The organism is Corynebacterium sp. HMSC04H06 (assembly GCF_001815935.1).
In the GTDB taxonomy this organism is placed as follows: domain Bacteria; phylum Actinomycetota; class Actinomycetes; order Mycobacteriales; family Mycobacteriaceae; genus Corynebacterium.
Map to the genome: position 1 here is coordinate 1 of NZ_KV823438.1, position 14,690 is coordinate 14,690.

General features: G+C 66.3%; 12 protein-coding genes. 11 read left to right on the forward strand and 1 reads right to left on the reverse strand.

The window, feature by feature from the left end:
• The 10 genes from ftsY to ffh form a co-directional block, all read left to right on the forward strand.
• Positions 1–1,001: signal recognition particle-docking protein FtsY (ftsY, locus tag HMPREF3067_RS07600; protein WP_070769129.1), on the forward strand; the 1,001-nt coding region annotated here is incomplete at its 5' end.
• 193 nt (positions 1,002–1,194) lie between these two features.
• The gene (locus HMPREF3067_RS07605; protein WP_070769130.1) at positions 1,195–4,143 is read left to right on the forward strand and encodes a DUF4040 family protein; all 2,949 of its coding nucleotides are present in this window, start codon (positions 1,195–1,197) and stop codon (positions 4,141–4,143) included.
• Positions 4,144–4,629 carry a sodium:proton antiporter gene (locus tag HMPREF3067_RS07610; protein ID WP_083319211.1) on the forward strand — a complete coding sequence of 162 codons (486 nt, stop codon included), beginning with the start codon at positions 4,144–4,146 and terminating at the stop codon, positions 4,627–4,629.
• 6 nt (positions 4,630–4,635) lie between these two features.
• The gene (locus HMPREF3067_RS07615; protein WP_070769131.1) at positions 4,636–6,177 is read left to right on the forward strand and encodes a monovalent cation/H+ antiporter subunit D family protein; all 1,542 of its coding nucleotides are present in this window, start codon (positions 4,636–4,638) and stop codon (positions 6,175–6,177) included.
• On the forward strand, positions 6,178–6,696 hold the full coding sequence (locus HMPREF3067_RS07620) for a monovalent cation/H+ antiporter subunit E (RefSeq protein ID WP_070769132.1): 519 nt from the start codon (positions 6,178–6,180) through the stop codon (positions 6,694–6,696).
• Positions 6,697–6,987, forward strand: a complete 291-nt coding sequence (locus tag HMPREF3067_RS07625) for a cation:proton antiporter (RefSeq protein ID WP_070769133.1) — start codon at positions 6,697–6,699, stop codon at positions 6,985–6,987.
• A gap of 4 nt (positions 6,988–6,991) precedes the next feature.
• On the forward strand, positions 6,992–7,342 hold the full coding sequence (locus HMPREF3067_RS07630; RefSeq protein ID WP_070769134.1) for a Na+/H+ antiporter subunit G: 351 nt from the start codon (positions 6,992–6,994) through the stop codon (positions 7,340–7,342).
• 21 nt (positions 7,343–7,363) lie between these two features.
• Entirely contained in the window at positions 7,364–7,702 is a 339-nt protein-coding gene (locus HMPREF3067_RS07635; RefSeq protein ID WP_070769135.1) for a P-II family nitrogen regulator, read from the forward strand.
• Positions 7,690–9,792 carry a [protein-PII] uridylyltransferase gene (locus HMPREF3067_RS07640; RefSeq protein WP_070769136.1) on the forward strand — a complete coding sequence of 701 codons (2,103 nt, stop codon included), beginning with the start codon at positions 7,690–7,692 and terminating at the stop codon, positions 9,790–9,792. The genes HMPREF3067_RS07635 and HMPREF3067_RS07640 overlap by 13 nt, the downstream gene beginning before the upstream one ends.
• Before the next feature lie 48 nt (positions 9,793–9,840).
• A complete protein-coding gene (ffh, locus tag HMPREF3067_RS07645) occupies positions 9,841–11,466 on the forward strand; it encodes a signal recognition particle protein (RefSeq protein WP_070769137.1) in 1,626 nt (541 codons plus the stop codon).
• Here ffh and HMPREF3067_RS07650 read toward each other — a convergent pair whose 3' ends face one another.
• On the reverse strand, positions 11,467–13,638 hold the full coding sequence (locus HMPREF3067_RS07650) for an acyltransferase family protein (RefSeq protein WP_070769138.1): 2,172 nt from the start codon (positions 13,636–13,638) through the stop codon (positions 11,467–11,469).
• Positions 13,639–13,932: 294 nt separating this feature from the next.
• On the opposite strand from HMPREF3067_RS07650, the gene rpsP reads away from it, so the two are divergent.
• Positions 13,933–14,457 carry a 30S ribosomal protein S16 gene (gene rpsP, locus HMPREF3067_RS07655; protein WP_070769139.1) on the forward strand — a complete coding sequence of 175 codons (525 nt, stop codon included), beginning with the start codon at positions 13,933–13,935 and terminating at the stop codon, positions 14,455–14,457.
• Positions 14,458–14,690: the final 233 nt, after the last annotated feature.

Below are 14,690 nucleotides of genomic sequence, written 5' to 3' on the forward strand. Positions count from 1 at the left end.
CGGACGCGGCAGCGGAGTCGGCGGGTGAGCCCGCGGCGGAGACCGCGCCCGAACCCGCGGAACCGCGCGAGGAGATCGCGCCGGCCGTCGGCCGCCTGGGCCGGATGCGCGGGCGCCTGTCGCGTTCCCAGAACGCTATCGGCCAGGGCCTGATGGGCATTCTGTCTGCCGGCGACCTAGACGACGACGCCTGGGAGGAAATCGAAGACACCCTCATCATGGCGGACCTGGGCACCAAGTCGACGCTGAAGGTCACGGAGTCTCTGCGCGAGAAGATCGCCGAGCGCGGCGTTAGCAGCGAGGACGAGGCCCGCGCCATGCTGCGCGAGGCGCTCATCGAGGCCGGCCACGTGGAGATGGACCGCTCCATTAAAGCGATGCCGCACGACGGCAAGCCCGCGGTCGTCATGGTCGTCGGCGTCAACGGCACCGGCAAGACCACCACTACGGGCAAGCTGGCCCGCGTGCTGGTCTCCCTGGGTAAGAAGGTCCTGCTGGGCGCGGCGGATACCTTCCGCGCCGCAGCGGCGGACCAGCTCGAGACCTGGGGCAAGCGTGTGGGCGCGGAGACCGTGCGTGGCAATGAAGGCGCGGATCCGGCATCGGTGGCTTTCGATGCCGTCGCCGCCGGCGTCGAAAACCAAGTCGACGTCGTCCTGGTCGACACCGCCGGCCGACTGCACACCTCCACCGACCTGATGGACCAGCTGGGCAAGGTCAAGCGCGTGGTGGAAAAGAAGTCGCAGGTCGACGAGGTCCTGCTGGTCATCGACGCCACCGTCGGCCAGAACGGCCTGGTCCAGGCGCGCATCTTCCGCGAGGTCGTGGACATCACCGGCGTGGTGCTGACCAAGCTGGACGGTACAGCCAAGGGCGGCATCGTCTTCCAGGTGCAGGAAGAACTCGGCGTGCCGGTGAAGCTCGTGGGGCTGGGCGAGGGCGCCGACGACCTGGCGCCCTTCGAGGTCGAAAGCTTCGTCGACGCCCTGTTGGGGAGCTAAGAAAACACCCCATCTGCCCCCCTTGGCCCCTGGCTGCTGCTGGCAGCCGGGGGCCAAAGTGATCGGCGGTCCGCCCGGGCAGTGATGTGATCCGGATTAACCACAGTGCTAATCTGGGGAGGCTGTATTTATGCTGTTTTCAGCAAACTCCATACATGTCCATTACCGTCCATCGTGTTAAGGCTTTAAACCTGTGACGCTTTTATATGTTGTCCTTCTCGCGGCGCTGGCAGTGGTGTGCTCGCCCGTCGCGGTCAAGGTACTTGATCGAAAAGCAGGGTGGCCGCTGGCGGCCATCTTCGTCGTGGCGGCGGGACTCCTCCTTCGGGAAATTCCCGCGATCTCCAGCGGGAATGGCATCGAGTACCAGCTGACCTGGGTCGCGGACTTCCTCGCGCCCGGGGTGGACGCTGGGGTCTCGTTGCGCGCGGATGCCCTCGGCGCGTTCTTTGCACTGCTCGCGCTTGTGATCGGCGCCGTCGTCCTTATCTATTCCGCCGCGTACCTTCCCAAGCACCAAGGCAACGTCAGCTTCTACACGCTGATGACCGCCTTTACTATGTCGGTGCTCCTGCTGGTGCTGGCCGACGACGTGATCGTGCTCTTTATGGCCTGGGAACTGGTCTCCCTGGCCTCGTTCATGCTGATCGCGCGCTCCGGTGCCACCGGTGAACCGGGCTCGCAGCGCACTCTCGTCCTGACGTTTATCGGTGGGCTGACGCTGCTCACCGCCGTGGCGATCGCCGCCACCGCCGTGGGCTCGACCAACCTGCACTCCATCCTGATTTCGCCAGTCTGGGCGGACAACCACGCGCTGACTGTCGGGGTCGCGGTGCTGATCGCCGTCTCCGCCTTCACCAAGGCCGCGCAGTTCCCGTTCCACTTCTGGCTGCCGGAGGCCATGGCGGCCGCCACGCCGGTCTCTGCGTTCCTGCATGCCGCCGCCGTGGTCAAGGCGGGCATCTACCTGCTTATCCGTTTCTCGACGGTATTCCACGACGTCGCGGTCTGGAACTGGCTGCTGATCGTCGTCGGCATGGGCACGGCAATCATGTCCGCGCTCTTCGCCGTCCAGAAGACCGACCTGAAGAAGCTGACCGCTTATTCGACGGTCTCGCACCTGGGCTGGATCGTGGCGACCATCGGCGTGGGCACCCCGTTTGCCATCGCCGCCGCCGTCGTCCACACCCTGGCGCACGCGCTGTTTAAGTCCTCGCTGTTCATGCTCATCGGCGTGATCGACCACGAGGCCGGGTCCCGCAACATCAAGGACCTGGGCAAGCTGTGGAATAAGATGCCTTTCACGTTCGTCTCAGTGGTCATCGGCGCGGCCTCCATGGCCGCGGTCCCGCCCCTTCTGGGCTTCGTGTCCAAGGAAGGCATGCTGACCGCGTTCCAGGACGCACCCATCGGGGGCGCCGGGGTAGTGGTCCTGCTGATCGCCGCCGGCATCGGCGCGCTGCTGACGTTTACCTACTCGGCGAAGCTCGTCTTCGGCGCCTTCATCGACGGCGACAAGGACATGTCCGGCGTCCACGAGGCCCCAGTCTCCCTGTGGCTGCCGGCCGCCCTGCCCGGACTCATGTCCGTCCCGCTGGTCTTTATCCTCGGGCTTTTCGATGCCCCCTTGGACAACATCGCCGCCGCCGCCGTCGGCATGGGTCACCACAGCCACTTGGCGCTGTGGCACGGCATCAACGTGCCGCTGGTGATTTCCGTGGTGGTGCTGGTGCTCGGCATCGCCGGCTTGGCCGTGCGCCGCCCGCTGTGGTCGGCGCTGGAATCCCGCGAGCTGCTGCCTGCCAACGGCAACCAACTCCTGCACGGGCTGCACAAGGCTAGCGAGGGCATCGGCCGTGTGTTCGCCTCCCTGGCCGCCACCCACAACCCGTCGCGCCACCTGTTGCCCATCGTGTTGCTGGTGATCCTGCTGGCAGCAACGACGTTGTTCGGCAGCGAGGGCATCGACGGCCAGGCCCTGGCCCCGCGCGTCGACGGCCTGGACAACCCGTGGGACCTGCTGCCGCTGGGCATCATCGTGCTATCGATGTTCGGCCTGGTGCGCACCCGGAACCGCCTGACCGGCGCGGTCATGGTCGGCGCGGTCGGCGTCGGCGTGACCCTGCAGATGTTCCTGCTGGGCGCGCCGGACGTCGCCCTGACCCAGTTCACGGTGGAGGCCCTGTCCGTCATCGTGATGATGATGGTGCTGCGCTACCTGCCGGAGAAGTTCGAGCCGGTGCGCAACCCGCGCCGCCGCTACGGCTCCGTGGTGGTGGCCGTGCTGGCCGGTATCACCGCCTTCCTCGGCGTGTGGACGCTGATGGGCCGCCACGAGCGCTCCGACCTGGCCGAGTGGTACTTGAACAACGCCCCGGACATCACCGGCGGCGACAACGTCGTGGCCACCATCATCGTGGAGTTCCGTGCCCTGGATACCCTGGGCGAGCTCTCCGTGCTGGGCATGGCCGCCGTGGTCATCGCCGCGGTGACGACCACGCTGCCGCGCTTCCCGTTCTCGCCGGGCACCCGCCCGGCCCCGTTCGGGCAGTCGCAGCTGAACTCCGTGCCCATGCGCAAGGCCCTGCAGATCGTGGTGCCGATCCTCGTCATCATGTCGGTCATCGTCTTCTTCCGCGGGCACAACGCCTCCGGCGGCGGCTTCCCGGCCGCGCTTATCATGGGCGCGGCCATCGGTCTGACCTACCTCTCGCGCGGTCGCGACGAGATCGTCTTCGGCCAGATGGCGCCCATCCGCTTGACCGGCATCGGCATCATCATCGCGCTGGTGGCCGGCTTCATCGGCTACCTGGCCGACCCGAGCGGCTTCCTAGTGGCCATCCACGGCGAGGCCCTGGGCCAGCACTGGACCACCTCGCTGATTTTCGACCTGGGCATCTACCTGGCCGTGCTGGGCATGCTGACGATGGCCATCAACGCCCTGGGTGGCTACCTGCGCCCAGGCACCGAGCGCGAGTACCTGCCGTGGGTCCACGACGACGACTCCGTGCTCACCAACACCCCGCAGGCCACGATGGAAGACATCGACGACCCGTACCCCGACCCAATCAACCCGGCGCAATCGCCGAAGCCGATGCTGACCCGCTCGCGGCGCGGCGCCCGTAAGAAGGGGGAGAAGTAAATGATTTTGGCTTTGACCATCGCCGTCTTGATCGGTGGGGCCGTCTACCTCATCCAGCAGCGCGGCCTCGTACGGATCGTCCTGGGCATGATGTGCTTCGGCCACGGCGCTAACCTGACGCTGCTGGCCACCGGCGTCTACTCCTTCCGCGGGGAGGCCTTCCCGTCTCAGACCCCGCCGGAGCAGATGGCGGACCCGTTGCCGCAGGCCTTCGTCCTGACCGCCGTGGTGATTTCCATGGCGACCGCGACCATCCTGCTGACGCTGGCCGCCATGGGGCCCAACGACGACACCGATGCCGCCGACCCCGTCGACGACAACACCGTCGACCACCCGTTCTCGACCCTGGGGCGCGACGCCCACAACCAGGACATCCGGCAGCGCTCCGACGAGGCGGTGCGCCGCATCCAGCACGCCCGCGACGCCTACGAGGACGTCTACGAGACCCAGCAAGCTGCCGCCGACCGCACCGCGAAGGAGGGCTAGGCACCAATGTACGATCTAGTAAGCCAAATGCTGCCGCTGTTTCCAGCAGTACCGCTCATCGCGGCGGCCTTCGCGCTGCTGGCGCCCTGGCGCCCGGTCCGCGACGCCATCATGCTGGTGGTGCCCGCCGTCGGCGTCTTCGCCGGCCTGGGTCTGCTGGCCTACACCGTCAACAACGGCCCGGTGGCCCACAACGTGGGCATGTATCCGGGCAACGTGGCCATCCCGTTCGTAGGGGATTCCTTCTCCGCGATCATGCTGACCACCGCGATGATCGTCTCCTTCGGCGCGAACTGGTTCGCTATAGCCGGCGGGGAGACCAAGTCGCGCTACTACCCGTCGCTGACGCTCATCCTGCTGACTGGCGTGGCCGGCGCGCTGATTACCGCCGACCTGTTCAACTTCTTCGTGTTCATCGAGGTCATGTTGCTGCCGTCCTACGGGCTCATCACGATGTCCGGCACCTGGGCCCGCCTGGCCTCGGGCCGCGCTTTCGTGCTGGTGAACCTGTTCGCCTCCACGCTGCTGGTGGTGGGCGTGGGCTACATGTACTCCGTGACCGGCTCCGTGAACATTGCGGCCCTGAACGGCGTGGCGGCCGGCAACGGCCCCGCGACGGTGGCCGCCGGGCTGATCATCATCGCAATTTCGGCCAAGGCCGGCGTCTTCCCGGTCCACACCTGGCTGCCACGCACCTACCCGGGCACCTCCGCCGCGGTCATGGGCCTGTTTTCCAGCCTCCACACCAAGGTGGCGGTCTACATGCTCTACCGCCTTTACGTCCACCTCTTCGACCTGGACGCCCGTTGGGGTGCGGTTATCGTCGTGGTGATGATCCTATCGATGGCCGTCGGCTCCTTCGGCGGCCTGGCCGAGGCCACCATCCGCCGCGTGCTGGGCTACCAGATGCTCAACGGCATGCCGTTCATCCTCATCATGCTGGCGTTTACCGCCGCCGATGGGCAGCGCGCCTTGGCTGCCGGTATCCTCTACACGATCCACCACATGATCACCGTCGGCTCGCTCATCCTGGCCTCCGGCGCCATCGAGGAGACCTACGGCACCGGCCGTCTCAACAAGCTGTCCGGCCTGGCGCGCAGGGATCCCATCATCGCGTGGATCTTCGCCGCCGGCGCCTTCTCCGTGGTCGGCTTCCCGCCGTTTTCGGGCATGTGGGGCAAGGTCATGCTGGTCGTGGAGATTGCTCGCAACGGCAACGGCTGGGCGTGGGCCGCGATTACTGCCATCGTGGTGGCGTCCTTCGCGGCCTTCCTGGCCATGCTGCGCGTGTGGCGCAAGGTCTTCTGGGGCCGCCAGCTTTCCCAGGACGAGGTTCCGGACGAGCTGGTTATCCGCAAGAAGCTCATGGTCCCGTCGGCCGCGCTCATCCTGGGGTCGCTGACGATGTTCATCCTGGCCGGCCCCGTCATCGAATACACCATGGCGGCCGCGGGCGACCTGCTGGATACCGGCAGCTACATCCACGCGGTGCTGGGCGATGATGCCGTCGCGCTGCCTAACCCGTCCGTACTGGAGGGAGGAGCATAAATGCACGTTGTAACGTATATCCTCTGGTTCATTAAGGAAATCTTCGTCTCCGGCTTCCAGCTCGCGTCCTGCTCGTTCAAGGCTGATACGGGCTACCACCCGGTCATCGTGCGCTACCCGCTGCGCGTGACCAGCAGCTGGGAGCTGTTCTGGCTGACTTCCTCGATTACCGCCACGCCGGGCACCCTTTCGCTCGGCCTGCGCGAACCCCCGCGGGAGGGCCTGCCGCGCATCGTCATCGTTCAGGCCGTGCTGGGCGACGACCCCGCGGAGGTCCTGGCCGGCATCGCGGAGATGGAGGAGCGCCTGGCCCCACACGTTAAGGAGCTCGACTACGGCGTGCCCGGGCAGGGCAGTGCCACCGAGGCCGATCCGGCGTTCTACGAGTACCCGCTCGAGTCCGTGGGCCGCTACCTGCGCGCGCCCGAGCTGGCCGAGACGGAAGACCAGCCCATCTCCGAGAACGAGTCCCTGGCCACCCGCAGCTGGCGCCGCCAGCAGAAAGGCAAGGACGTTTAAATGTTTGACGTATCCGCTTTTACCGCTTTCGACTGGTTGGTTGCCGCCTGCGTGTTCATCATGGGCCTGTGCGTTTTCGCCGCGCTCGTACTGACCCTGCGTACGCGCGACGAGCTCACCCGCGCGGTGGTCGCCGACCTCATCTTCTACGGCATGCTCGCCATCTTCCTGGCCCGCTCGACCATCGTCTACTCGTCCATCGCCTACGACATCGCGCTGCTGGCCTCCATCGCCGGCGGCGTGCTGCCGACGCTGTCGATGGCCCGCATCATCTCGAAGGGAAGGCGCTAAACCCATGGCTATCTACGAAATTGTGGCCTCCGTGCTCATCATCGTCGCCACGGTGCTGGTTCTGGCCACCACCGTCGCGGTCTGGCGCGCCCCGGACGCGCTCACACGGGTGAACCTGCTGGGCCCGACCATCTGTCTGGCTATCCCGCTGCTGCTCGTGGCTAAACTGGTGGTGGACTTTTCCACGGAGGGCTTCGACGTCATGACGCTTGTCAAGGCGCTCGCCGCGTGCTTCGGCGTGTGGATCATCGGTGCCATCGGCTCCTACTACATGGGCCGCTCGATTTACGGCGTGACCGTCACCGACGTCAAGCACTCCCTCCGTATCCAACAGCAGCAGAATCAGCAGCAGTAGAGCACAGGAAGGTTTTCATCCATGAAACTCGTGACCGCCATCGTGAAGCCGTTTACCCTGCCGGAAATCCGCGAGGCCCTGGGCCAGCTGGAGGCCCACGGCCTCACCGTGACCGAGGTGCAGGGTTTCGGCCGCCAGCGCGGCCACAGTGAGGTCTACCGCGGCGCGGAATACGCCACGGACTTCGTGCCGAAGGTCAAGCTCGAGATGGTCGTGGCTGACGACGCCGCCGCCGAGGTCGTCGACGCCGTCATCGATGCGGCCTACACCGGCAAGATTGGCGACGGCAAGATCTGGGTCTGCCCGGTCGAGGACGTCGTCCGCGTACGCACGGGGGAGCGGGGAGAATCCGCTCTCTAGAACTGCGGGACAACGCCTATCAGCGCGCGCTAGAACTCCTGCGCAGCCTGCCCGTCCCGCCGGGCTGCGCGCTGGCCGCCACGGGCTCTTTCGCACGCCGGGAGACGACCCCGCGCTCGGACCTGGACCTGATGCTGCTCTGCCCGGACGATGCCCCCATCCCGGATGCCACCGACCTCTGGAACCCTATCTGGGACGCCGGCTACCACCTGGATTTCGCGGTGCGCACCCCGCGCGAGTGCGGCGAAATCGCCGCCCAGGACACCGCCGCCGGCCTGTCCCAGCTGGAGCTGACCCACGTGTCCGGCTCCAAAATGCTTGTCGATGCCGCCCGCGCCCGCCTCTATTCCTCTTGGCGGCGCCAGCTCCAGCGCAACTTTGACGCCTTCTTGGATCTGGCCATCCGCCGCTGGCACCGTTCCGGCTCCGTGGCGACGATGACGAAGCCGGACGTGAAAAACGGCCGCGGGGGCCTGCGCGATATCCAGCTCTTGCGCGCGCTCGCGCTGGGTAACCTGTGCGACGCGCCCGACCTAAGCTCCGAGACCCGCCTGCTGCTCGACGTGCGCACGCTGCTGCACGAGCACGCGCGCCGGCGCCGGGATGTGCTGGACCCGGAGTTTGCGGCATCGGTAGCCGCGGAGCTGGGGTACGCGGACCGCTACGAGCTGTCTGCGGCCTTAGTGGATACGGCCACGCGCGTCGACCGCGCGGTGGAGCGCGGGCTGGCCACGGCCCGGGGGCTGGTGGGCAAGCGGGGCGCGCACTCGCCGCGGCGGCCGCTGGATCTGGACGTTATTGACAACGGCGGCTATATCACGCTCTCGCGCCACCCCAACCTGGAAGACCCCGCCCTAGTGTTACGCGTCGGGGCGGCCGCGGCCCGCACGGGGCGCCCCGTGGCCGCCGGCGTGTGGCACACGCTGCGCGAGCTGCCCGCCCTGCCGGAGCGTTTTACCGCGGCCGCTACCGACGACTTTTTCGCCCTGCTGTCCTCGCCGGCGAATACGCCGCGGGTCATCCGGGAGATGGACGCGCACGGGCTGTGGGAGAAGATCGTGCCCGAGTGGGCTCACATCCGGGGGCTGATGCCGCGCGAGCGGGTGCACACCCACAGCATTGACTACCACAGCCTGGCGACGGTGGCGTGCTGCGCCGAGCAACGTACCAGCGTGGCCCGCCCGGACATCTTGCTGCTCGCGGCGCTCTTCCACGACATCGGCAAGGGCTATGACCGCCCGCACGCGCTGGTCGGGGCGGAGATGGTAACGCGCATGGCCGCGCGCTTGCGGCTGAACCTGGCCGATAGGTCGCGGGCGCAGACCCTGGTCGCCGAGCACACCACCCTGTCGCGGCTGGCCCGCACCATGGACCCGGCCTCGGACGCGGCCCGCGACCGCCTTTTGACCGCCTGCCATTACGACCAGCTCACCGTCTCCCTGCTTTCCGTACTCACGCGCGCCGATGCCGAATCCACTGGCCCCGGGGTATGGAACAACCGGTTGGAGGCCGCCGCGGGGCAGCTGTGCCGCCGCGCTCTGCAGGCCTTGGTGCCGCAGCCGCACGCGCGCCCGCGGGTGCCGGCGCCCAGCGAGCTGACGGTGACCCGCGATAGCGACAACCAGCTGCTGACGGTGTCGCTGCACGCGGAGCAGCGTGGCATCGTCGAGGTTCTGGCTCTGCTGGCCGCCCTGGGCTGGACCGTGGTGAACTCGCGCATGGAGTACACGGGTGGGGCGCTGGCGGCGGAGTTTTCCGCGCGCACGGTGCAGGAGTCCTGGGAGGACGCCAGCGATATAGACCGTTTCCTGCAGGCCTACAAGTCCGGCGTGCACTCCCGGTTGCCGCAGGTGGCTGGCGGGCACACGACGGCGATGTTCAACGCGGAAGGCCTACTGGAGGTGCGCACCGTCGAGCGGCGGGCGGCGCTGGGCACGCTGATCGCCCAACTGCCGGAGATCGAGTGGATGGAGCACGCGGCGCTGGGCGCGACGATGATCGTGACCATCTGCCTGCGCGGCAACCCCTATACGGGCTTAAGCCGCGCCGCGGTGGTTGCGAATGTGACCGCGGCCCTGTCTAGCGACTAAGCTGGGGGAGTTAATAGATAACCCCAAAGATAATGGAGAGCCAGAAACGTGTTTGAGTCATTGTCCGATCGCTTGCAATCAGCCCTTAAAGGGTTGCGTGGCAAAGGCAAGCTGACCGAGGCAGACATCAACGCCACCGCGCGCGAAATTCGCCTCGCGCTGCTGGAGGCGGACGTCTCCCTGACGGTAGTCCGCGGGTTCATCAAGCGAATCAAGGCGCGCGCGGCCGGCGCGGAAGTCTCCGAGGCGCTCAACCCGGCCCAGCAGGTCATTAAGATCGTTAACGAAGAGCTGGTTGAGATCCTGGGCGGGGAGACCCGCCGGCTGAACCTGGCGAAGAACCCGCCGACGGTCATCATGCTCGCCGGCCTGCAGGGCGCCGGTAAGACCACCCTGGCCGGCAAGCTGGCCAAGCACCTGGAAAAAGATGGCCACACCCCAATGCTGGTGGCCTGCGACCTCCAGCGCCCGGGCGCGGTCCAGCAGCTGCAGATCGTCGGCGAGCGCGCCGGCGTGAAGACCTTCGCCCCGGATCCGGGCACATCCCTGGATTCCCACGACCACGAGATGGGCACCTCCCACGGGGACCCGGTGCAGGTGGCGCGCGACGGTATCGCTGAGGCGCGGCGCGCGCAGCACGACGTGGTGATTATCGATACCGCTGGCCGACTGGGCATCGACGAGACCCTGATGACCCAGGCACGCAACATTCGCGACGCCGTCAACCCGGACGAGGTCCTCTTCGTCATCGACTCGATGATCGGCCAGGACGCCGTCCAGACCGCCGAGGCCTTCCGCGATGGCGTCGACTTCACCGGCGTCGTGCTGACCAAGCTGGACGGCGACGCCCGCGGTGGTGCCGCCCTGTCCATCCGCGAGGTCACCGGCAAGCCCATCCTGTACGCCTCCACGGGCGAGAAGCTCGGCGACTTCGATGTCTTCCACCCGGAGCGCATGGCCAGCCGCATTCTGGGCATGGGCGATATGCTTTCGCTCATCGAGCAGGCCGAGTCCACCCTCGACCAGCAGAAGGCCGAGGAGGCCGCGGCCAAGATGGGCAGCGGCGAGCTGACCCTGAACGACTTCCTGGATCAGCTGCTGATGATCCGCAAGATGGGTCCCATCGGCAACCTGCTGAAGATGATGCCCGGCGGCAAGCAGATGAACGAGATGGCCGACATGGTCGACGAGAAGCAGCTCGATCGCATCCAGGCCATCATCCGCGGCATGACCCCGGCTGAGCGCGAAAACCCGAAGATTTTGAACGCCTCGCGCCGCAAGCGCATTGCCAACGGCTCCGGCGTGAAGGTCTCCGACATTAACCAGCTCATCGAACGCTTCGAGCAGGCGAAGAAGATGATGACCAAGATGGCCGGCCAGTTCGGCATGGGCGGCGGTTCCCGCTCGGCGACGAAGAAGAAGCCCAAGGGCCGCAAGGGGAAAAACGGCAAGCGCAAGAAGGGCAAGGGCGGCGGCCGCCAGCGCTCCGGGGCGCCCGGTGGGATGCCGGGAATGCCGGGCGGTATGCCGTCCATGGAGGAGCTGCAGAAGATGCAGAACCAGATGGGTGGCGGCGGCATGCCAGGAATGCCGGGTGGGATGCCGGGCATGCCCAAGGGCATGGAAAACATCGACCTCAACAACCTTGACTTCGGCCAAGGCAAGAAGAAGTAGCTAGTAGTAGATTTCCTCCGCCGGCTCCGGCTCTGCCTCGTCCTCCGGGACGGGCGGCGCCGGAGCTTCTTGCTGCTGGGGCTCGCCGGCCAGGAAGGGCGCGATGAGGTCTTCCAGCAGCGGCTTCATGGACATCGCGTAGGCATTCGAAATGTGGTGCATGTCGCGGTAGACCATGACGTTGCCGATGACGACCGGGCACTTGTCCACGTCGCAGTACCAGTCGGAGGTATCCACGGCGATCATGTTCGGCCACTGGGCCAGGACGGCCGCCGACGGGTCGACCGGCTGGTAGTTCTGTTCGCGGGTCGTGCCGCAGCCGATGGCGTCCTCGTTGGCCACGTAGCACTCATCGAACTCGATGGGGTTGAAGTTTTTATCGAAGCCCCAGGGGTTCTCGCGCAGGCCCAGGAACGGGATCTCGTTGTCTGCCAAGACCTCCCAGAAGCGCTCGTAGCCGGCCGGCACGACGTCGGGCCCGGTGCCGTGCTCGCCCATGGGGCGGGTGGTATTCGAGATGACCAGGTCGGGGTCGGCATCGAGGATGCGCTCGGTGGCCAGCTCGGACCACTGGGCGCACTCCGGGGTGACGGTGAGCTCGTCGCCCAGCTCGATGGGGCAGTCCTGGCGCAACAGCGGCACGACCTTGAAACTCATTTCCTTGCCCAGCGAGTCGATGGCGGAGGCGTATTGCTCCGCGTGGGAGCCGCCCACCAGGTAGACCTCGACGTCGGAATCCGGATCGCCGAAGATGCACGGGTTGCCGTCCTTGTCGATCTCGAAGAAGGAATCCCCGGGCGCGGTGTCCGGGATGAAGCAGTGCTGGTAGGCCACCGGCGGGACCATGCTGCCCACGCGCACTGGGTCGGGCTTGACCGGCTGATTGGCCGGTACATCCTGTCCCATCAGCGCCATTACTCCGGGGTAGAGGGTCGGGTCCAAGTATTCGGCTTCCTCGCTGTCGAGGGTCGACTTGAACCACGGGTGCACGGACAGCAGGGCGATGACCAGGGCGGTCGCCGCCACGCCGCCGGCCGCACGTAGCGCGCCGACCTTCTCCCGCATGGTGGCCATGGCCTTGTGGACGGGCATGTCGTCGGCCAGGGGGCGCTTGCGATGCTGCCGCAAGGGGGCCTCGATGAAGCGGTGGGTGGCATCGGCAAGCACGAGGGACAGAGCGATGATGATGGCGCCCAACCACCAGGCCGGGCGCTCCATACCGAGCGCCGAGGTGGACAGGATGAGCAGCGGCCAGTGCCACAGGTAGAGGGAATAGGCGACATCGCCAAGCCAGCGTGCCGGCTTGGACGCCATCGCGCGGGAGATGCGGCCGCCGCCACCGATGATGATGAGCACCGCGCCGCCCAGCGGAATCAGGGACAGCGGGCCCGGGTAGGCGGTGGAATCCGCGATGGCCGCGCCGGTGAACATGAGCAGTAGCAGGCCCAAGCCGGTCACGACGTCGGACAGGCGCTGCGGGATGCGGATGCGGTGGCCGTAGATGGCCAGTACCGCACCCAGGGTCAGCTCCCAGGCGCGGGAGAAGGTCGAGTAGTAATTTTCCGGGGTGCCGAACAAGCCGAAGCGGCTGGCGTAGGCGAACGAGGCGATGGTGACCACGATGAGGATCGGGCCCGCCACGGCGTTGACCTTGCTGGACCGGCCGCGCCAGCGCATCACCGCACCCAGGATCAGCGCGAAGGCGATGCCCAGCAGGTAGAACTGGCCCTGCACCGACATCGACCACATGTGCTGCAGGGGAGAGGTGTCCGCCGCGGCCGCCGCATAGTCGGCGTTCTGGGAGGCTAGCTCCCAGTTTTGGTAGTAGAGCATCGTGGCGGTGATCTGCTGTGTCAGCTCGATGCGCATCAGCTGCGGCGTCCAGAAATACACCAGCAGGTAGGTCACCGCGATGACCAGAGCCAGGGCCGGCACCAGGCGGCGCAGGGTGCGCCAGATGGGCCACCAGGGGTTGAAGGTGGCGTTCGGCTTCGTTACGTACCGCAGCTGGGAGCCGAGGAAGAAATAGCCGGAGAGCAGCAAGAAGACGTCCACGCCGCCGGAGACGCGGCCGACGAATACGTGGTAGATAACCACCAAGCCGATGGCAATACCGCGGAGACCGTCGAGGTCATACCGGTACTGAAAACTGCGTAGGGAATCTTGTGACATAAACTCTATTCGCGTTTCATTCTTTGACGTGCGACTTTGGCCCGAGTCTGCGGACATGGCCGCTTAGTAGATTACTCTGTCCCTCCTTAGAGTCCACAACGACCTGCCCGACGGCGCATTGGGATTTCGTTTTTCGGGGGTTATCCAGTAATGTGTCTAGAGTTGCTGCGTAAACCCGTTCCCGTCTACGGTCGGCCGGTAGTCACGCGCAGCTAAAAACCCAAGGGCTGAACCGGCCCGCCGGCAAGCGGCGGGTGTCTGAACTGCCCAGTGACTTAAGTAAAGGAGCCACACATGGCTGTCAAGATTAAGCTGCAGCGGTTGGGCAAGATCCGCACCGCTCACTACCGCGTTGTCATTGCGGATTCCCGTACCCGTCGTAACGGCAAGGTTATCGAGAACATCGGTATCTACGAGCCGAAGCAGGAGCCGTCTCTGATCGACATCGACTCCGAGCGCGTTCAGTACTGGCTGTCCGTCGGCGCTCAGCCGACCGAGCCGGTTCTGGCTCTGCTGAAGGTCACCGGTGACTGGCAGAAGCACAAGGGCCTGCCGGGCGCCGAGGGCACCCTGAAGGTCGCCGAGGAGAAGCCGTCCAAGCTGGACCTGTTCAACGCTGCTCTGTCCGAGGCCAACAATGGCCCGACCATCGAGGCCATCACCGAAAAGAAGAAGAAGGCCAAGGAAGAGGCCGAGGCTAAGGCTGCTGCCGAGAAGGAAGCAGAAGAGAAGGCCGCCGCTGAGGCTGCCGAAGCCGCCGAGGCTGCCTCCGAGTCTGAGGCTGAGGGCGAGGCTTCCTCCGAGGAGTCCGCTGAGTAATCCTCAGTAGCTTTCACCCCGCCACCCCGTGAAGGGGCGGCGGGATTTTTCTTTGCGGCACGCCGATTAGGCACGCCGAGTAGGCGCTACGGAGTGGTTTCCGTGGCGCCTTTTCTTGTGCCTTTGCTTGTTGGCCGGCAGTCGTGGGGTTCGGCTGGCCTTGTTCCTTGTGGCGGCCTCTCGCGGTTGACCGCCGTGTCAGGCGTTGGCCGTTAGGGCCTGTTGCTCCAGGG

Coding starts and splice junctions, on each gene's coding strand:
- HMPREF3067_RS07610 (WP_083319211.1), top strand. CDS start 4,144: ATGATTTTGGCTTTGACCATCGCCGTCTTGATCGGTGGGGCCGTCTAC.
- HMPREF3067_RS07615 (WP_070769131.1), top strand. CDS start 4,636: ATGTACGATCTAGTAAGCCAAATGCTGCCGCTGTTTCCAGCAGTACCG.
- HMPREF3067_RS07620 (WP_070769132.1), top strand. CDS start 6,178: ATGCACGTTGTAACGTATATCCTCTGGTTCATTAAGGAAATCTTCGTC.
- HMPREF3067_RS07625 (WP_070769133.1), top strand. CDS start 6,697: ATGTTTGACGTATCCGCTTTTACCGCTTTCGACTGGTTGGTTGCCGCC.
- HMPREF3067_RS07630 (WP_070769134.1), top strand. CDS start 6,992: ATGGCTATCTACGAAATTGTGGCCTCCGTGCTCATCATCGTCGCCACG.
- HMPREF3067_RS07635 (WP_070769135.1), top strand. CDS start 7,364: ATGAAACTCGTGACCGCCATCGTGAAGCCGTTTACCCTGCCGGAAATC.
- HMPREF3067_RS07650 (WP_070769138.1), bottom strand. CDS start 13,638: ATGTCACAAGATTCCCTACGCAGTTTTCAGTACCGGTATGACCTCGAC.
- rpsP (WP_070769139.1), top strand. CDS start 13,933: ATGGCTGTCAAGATTAAGCTGCAGCGGTTGGGCAAGATCCGCACCGCT.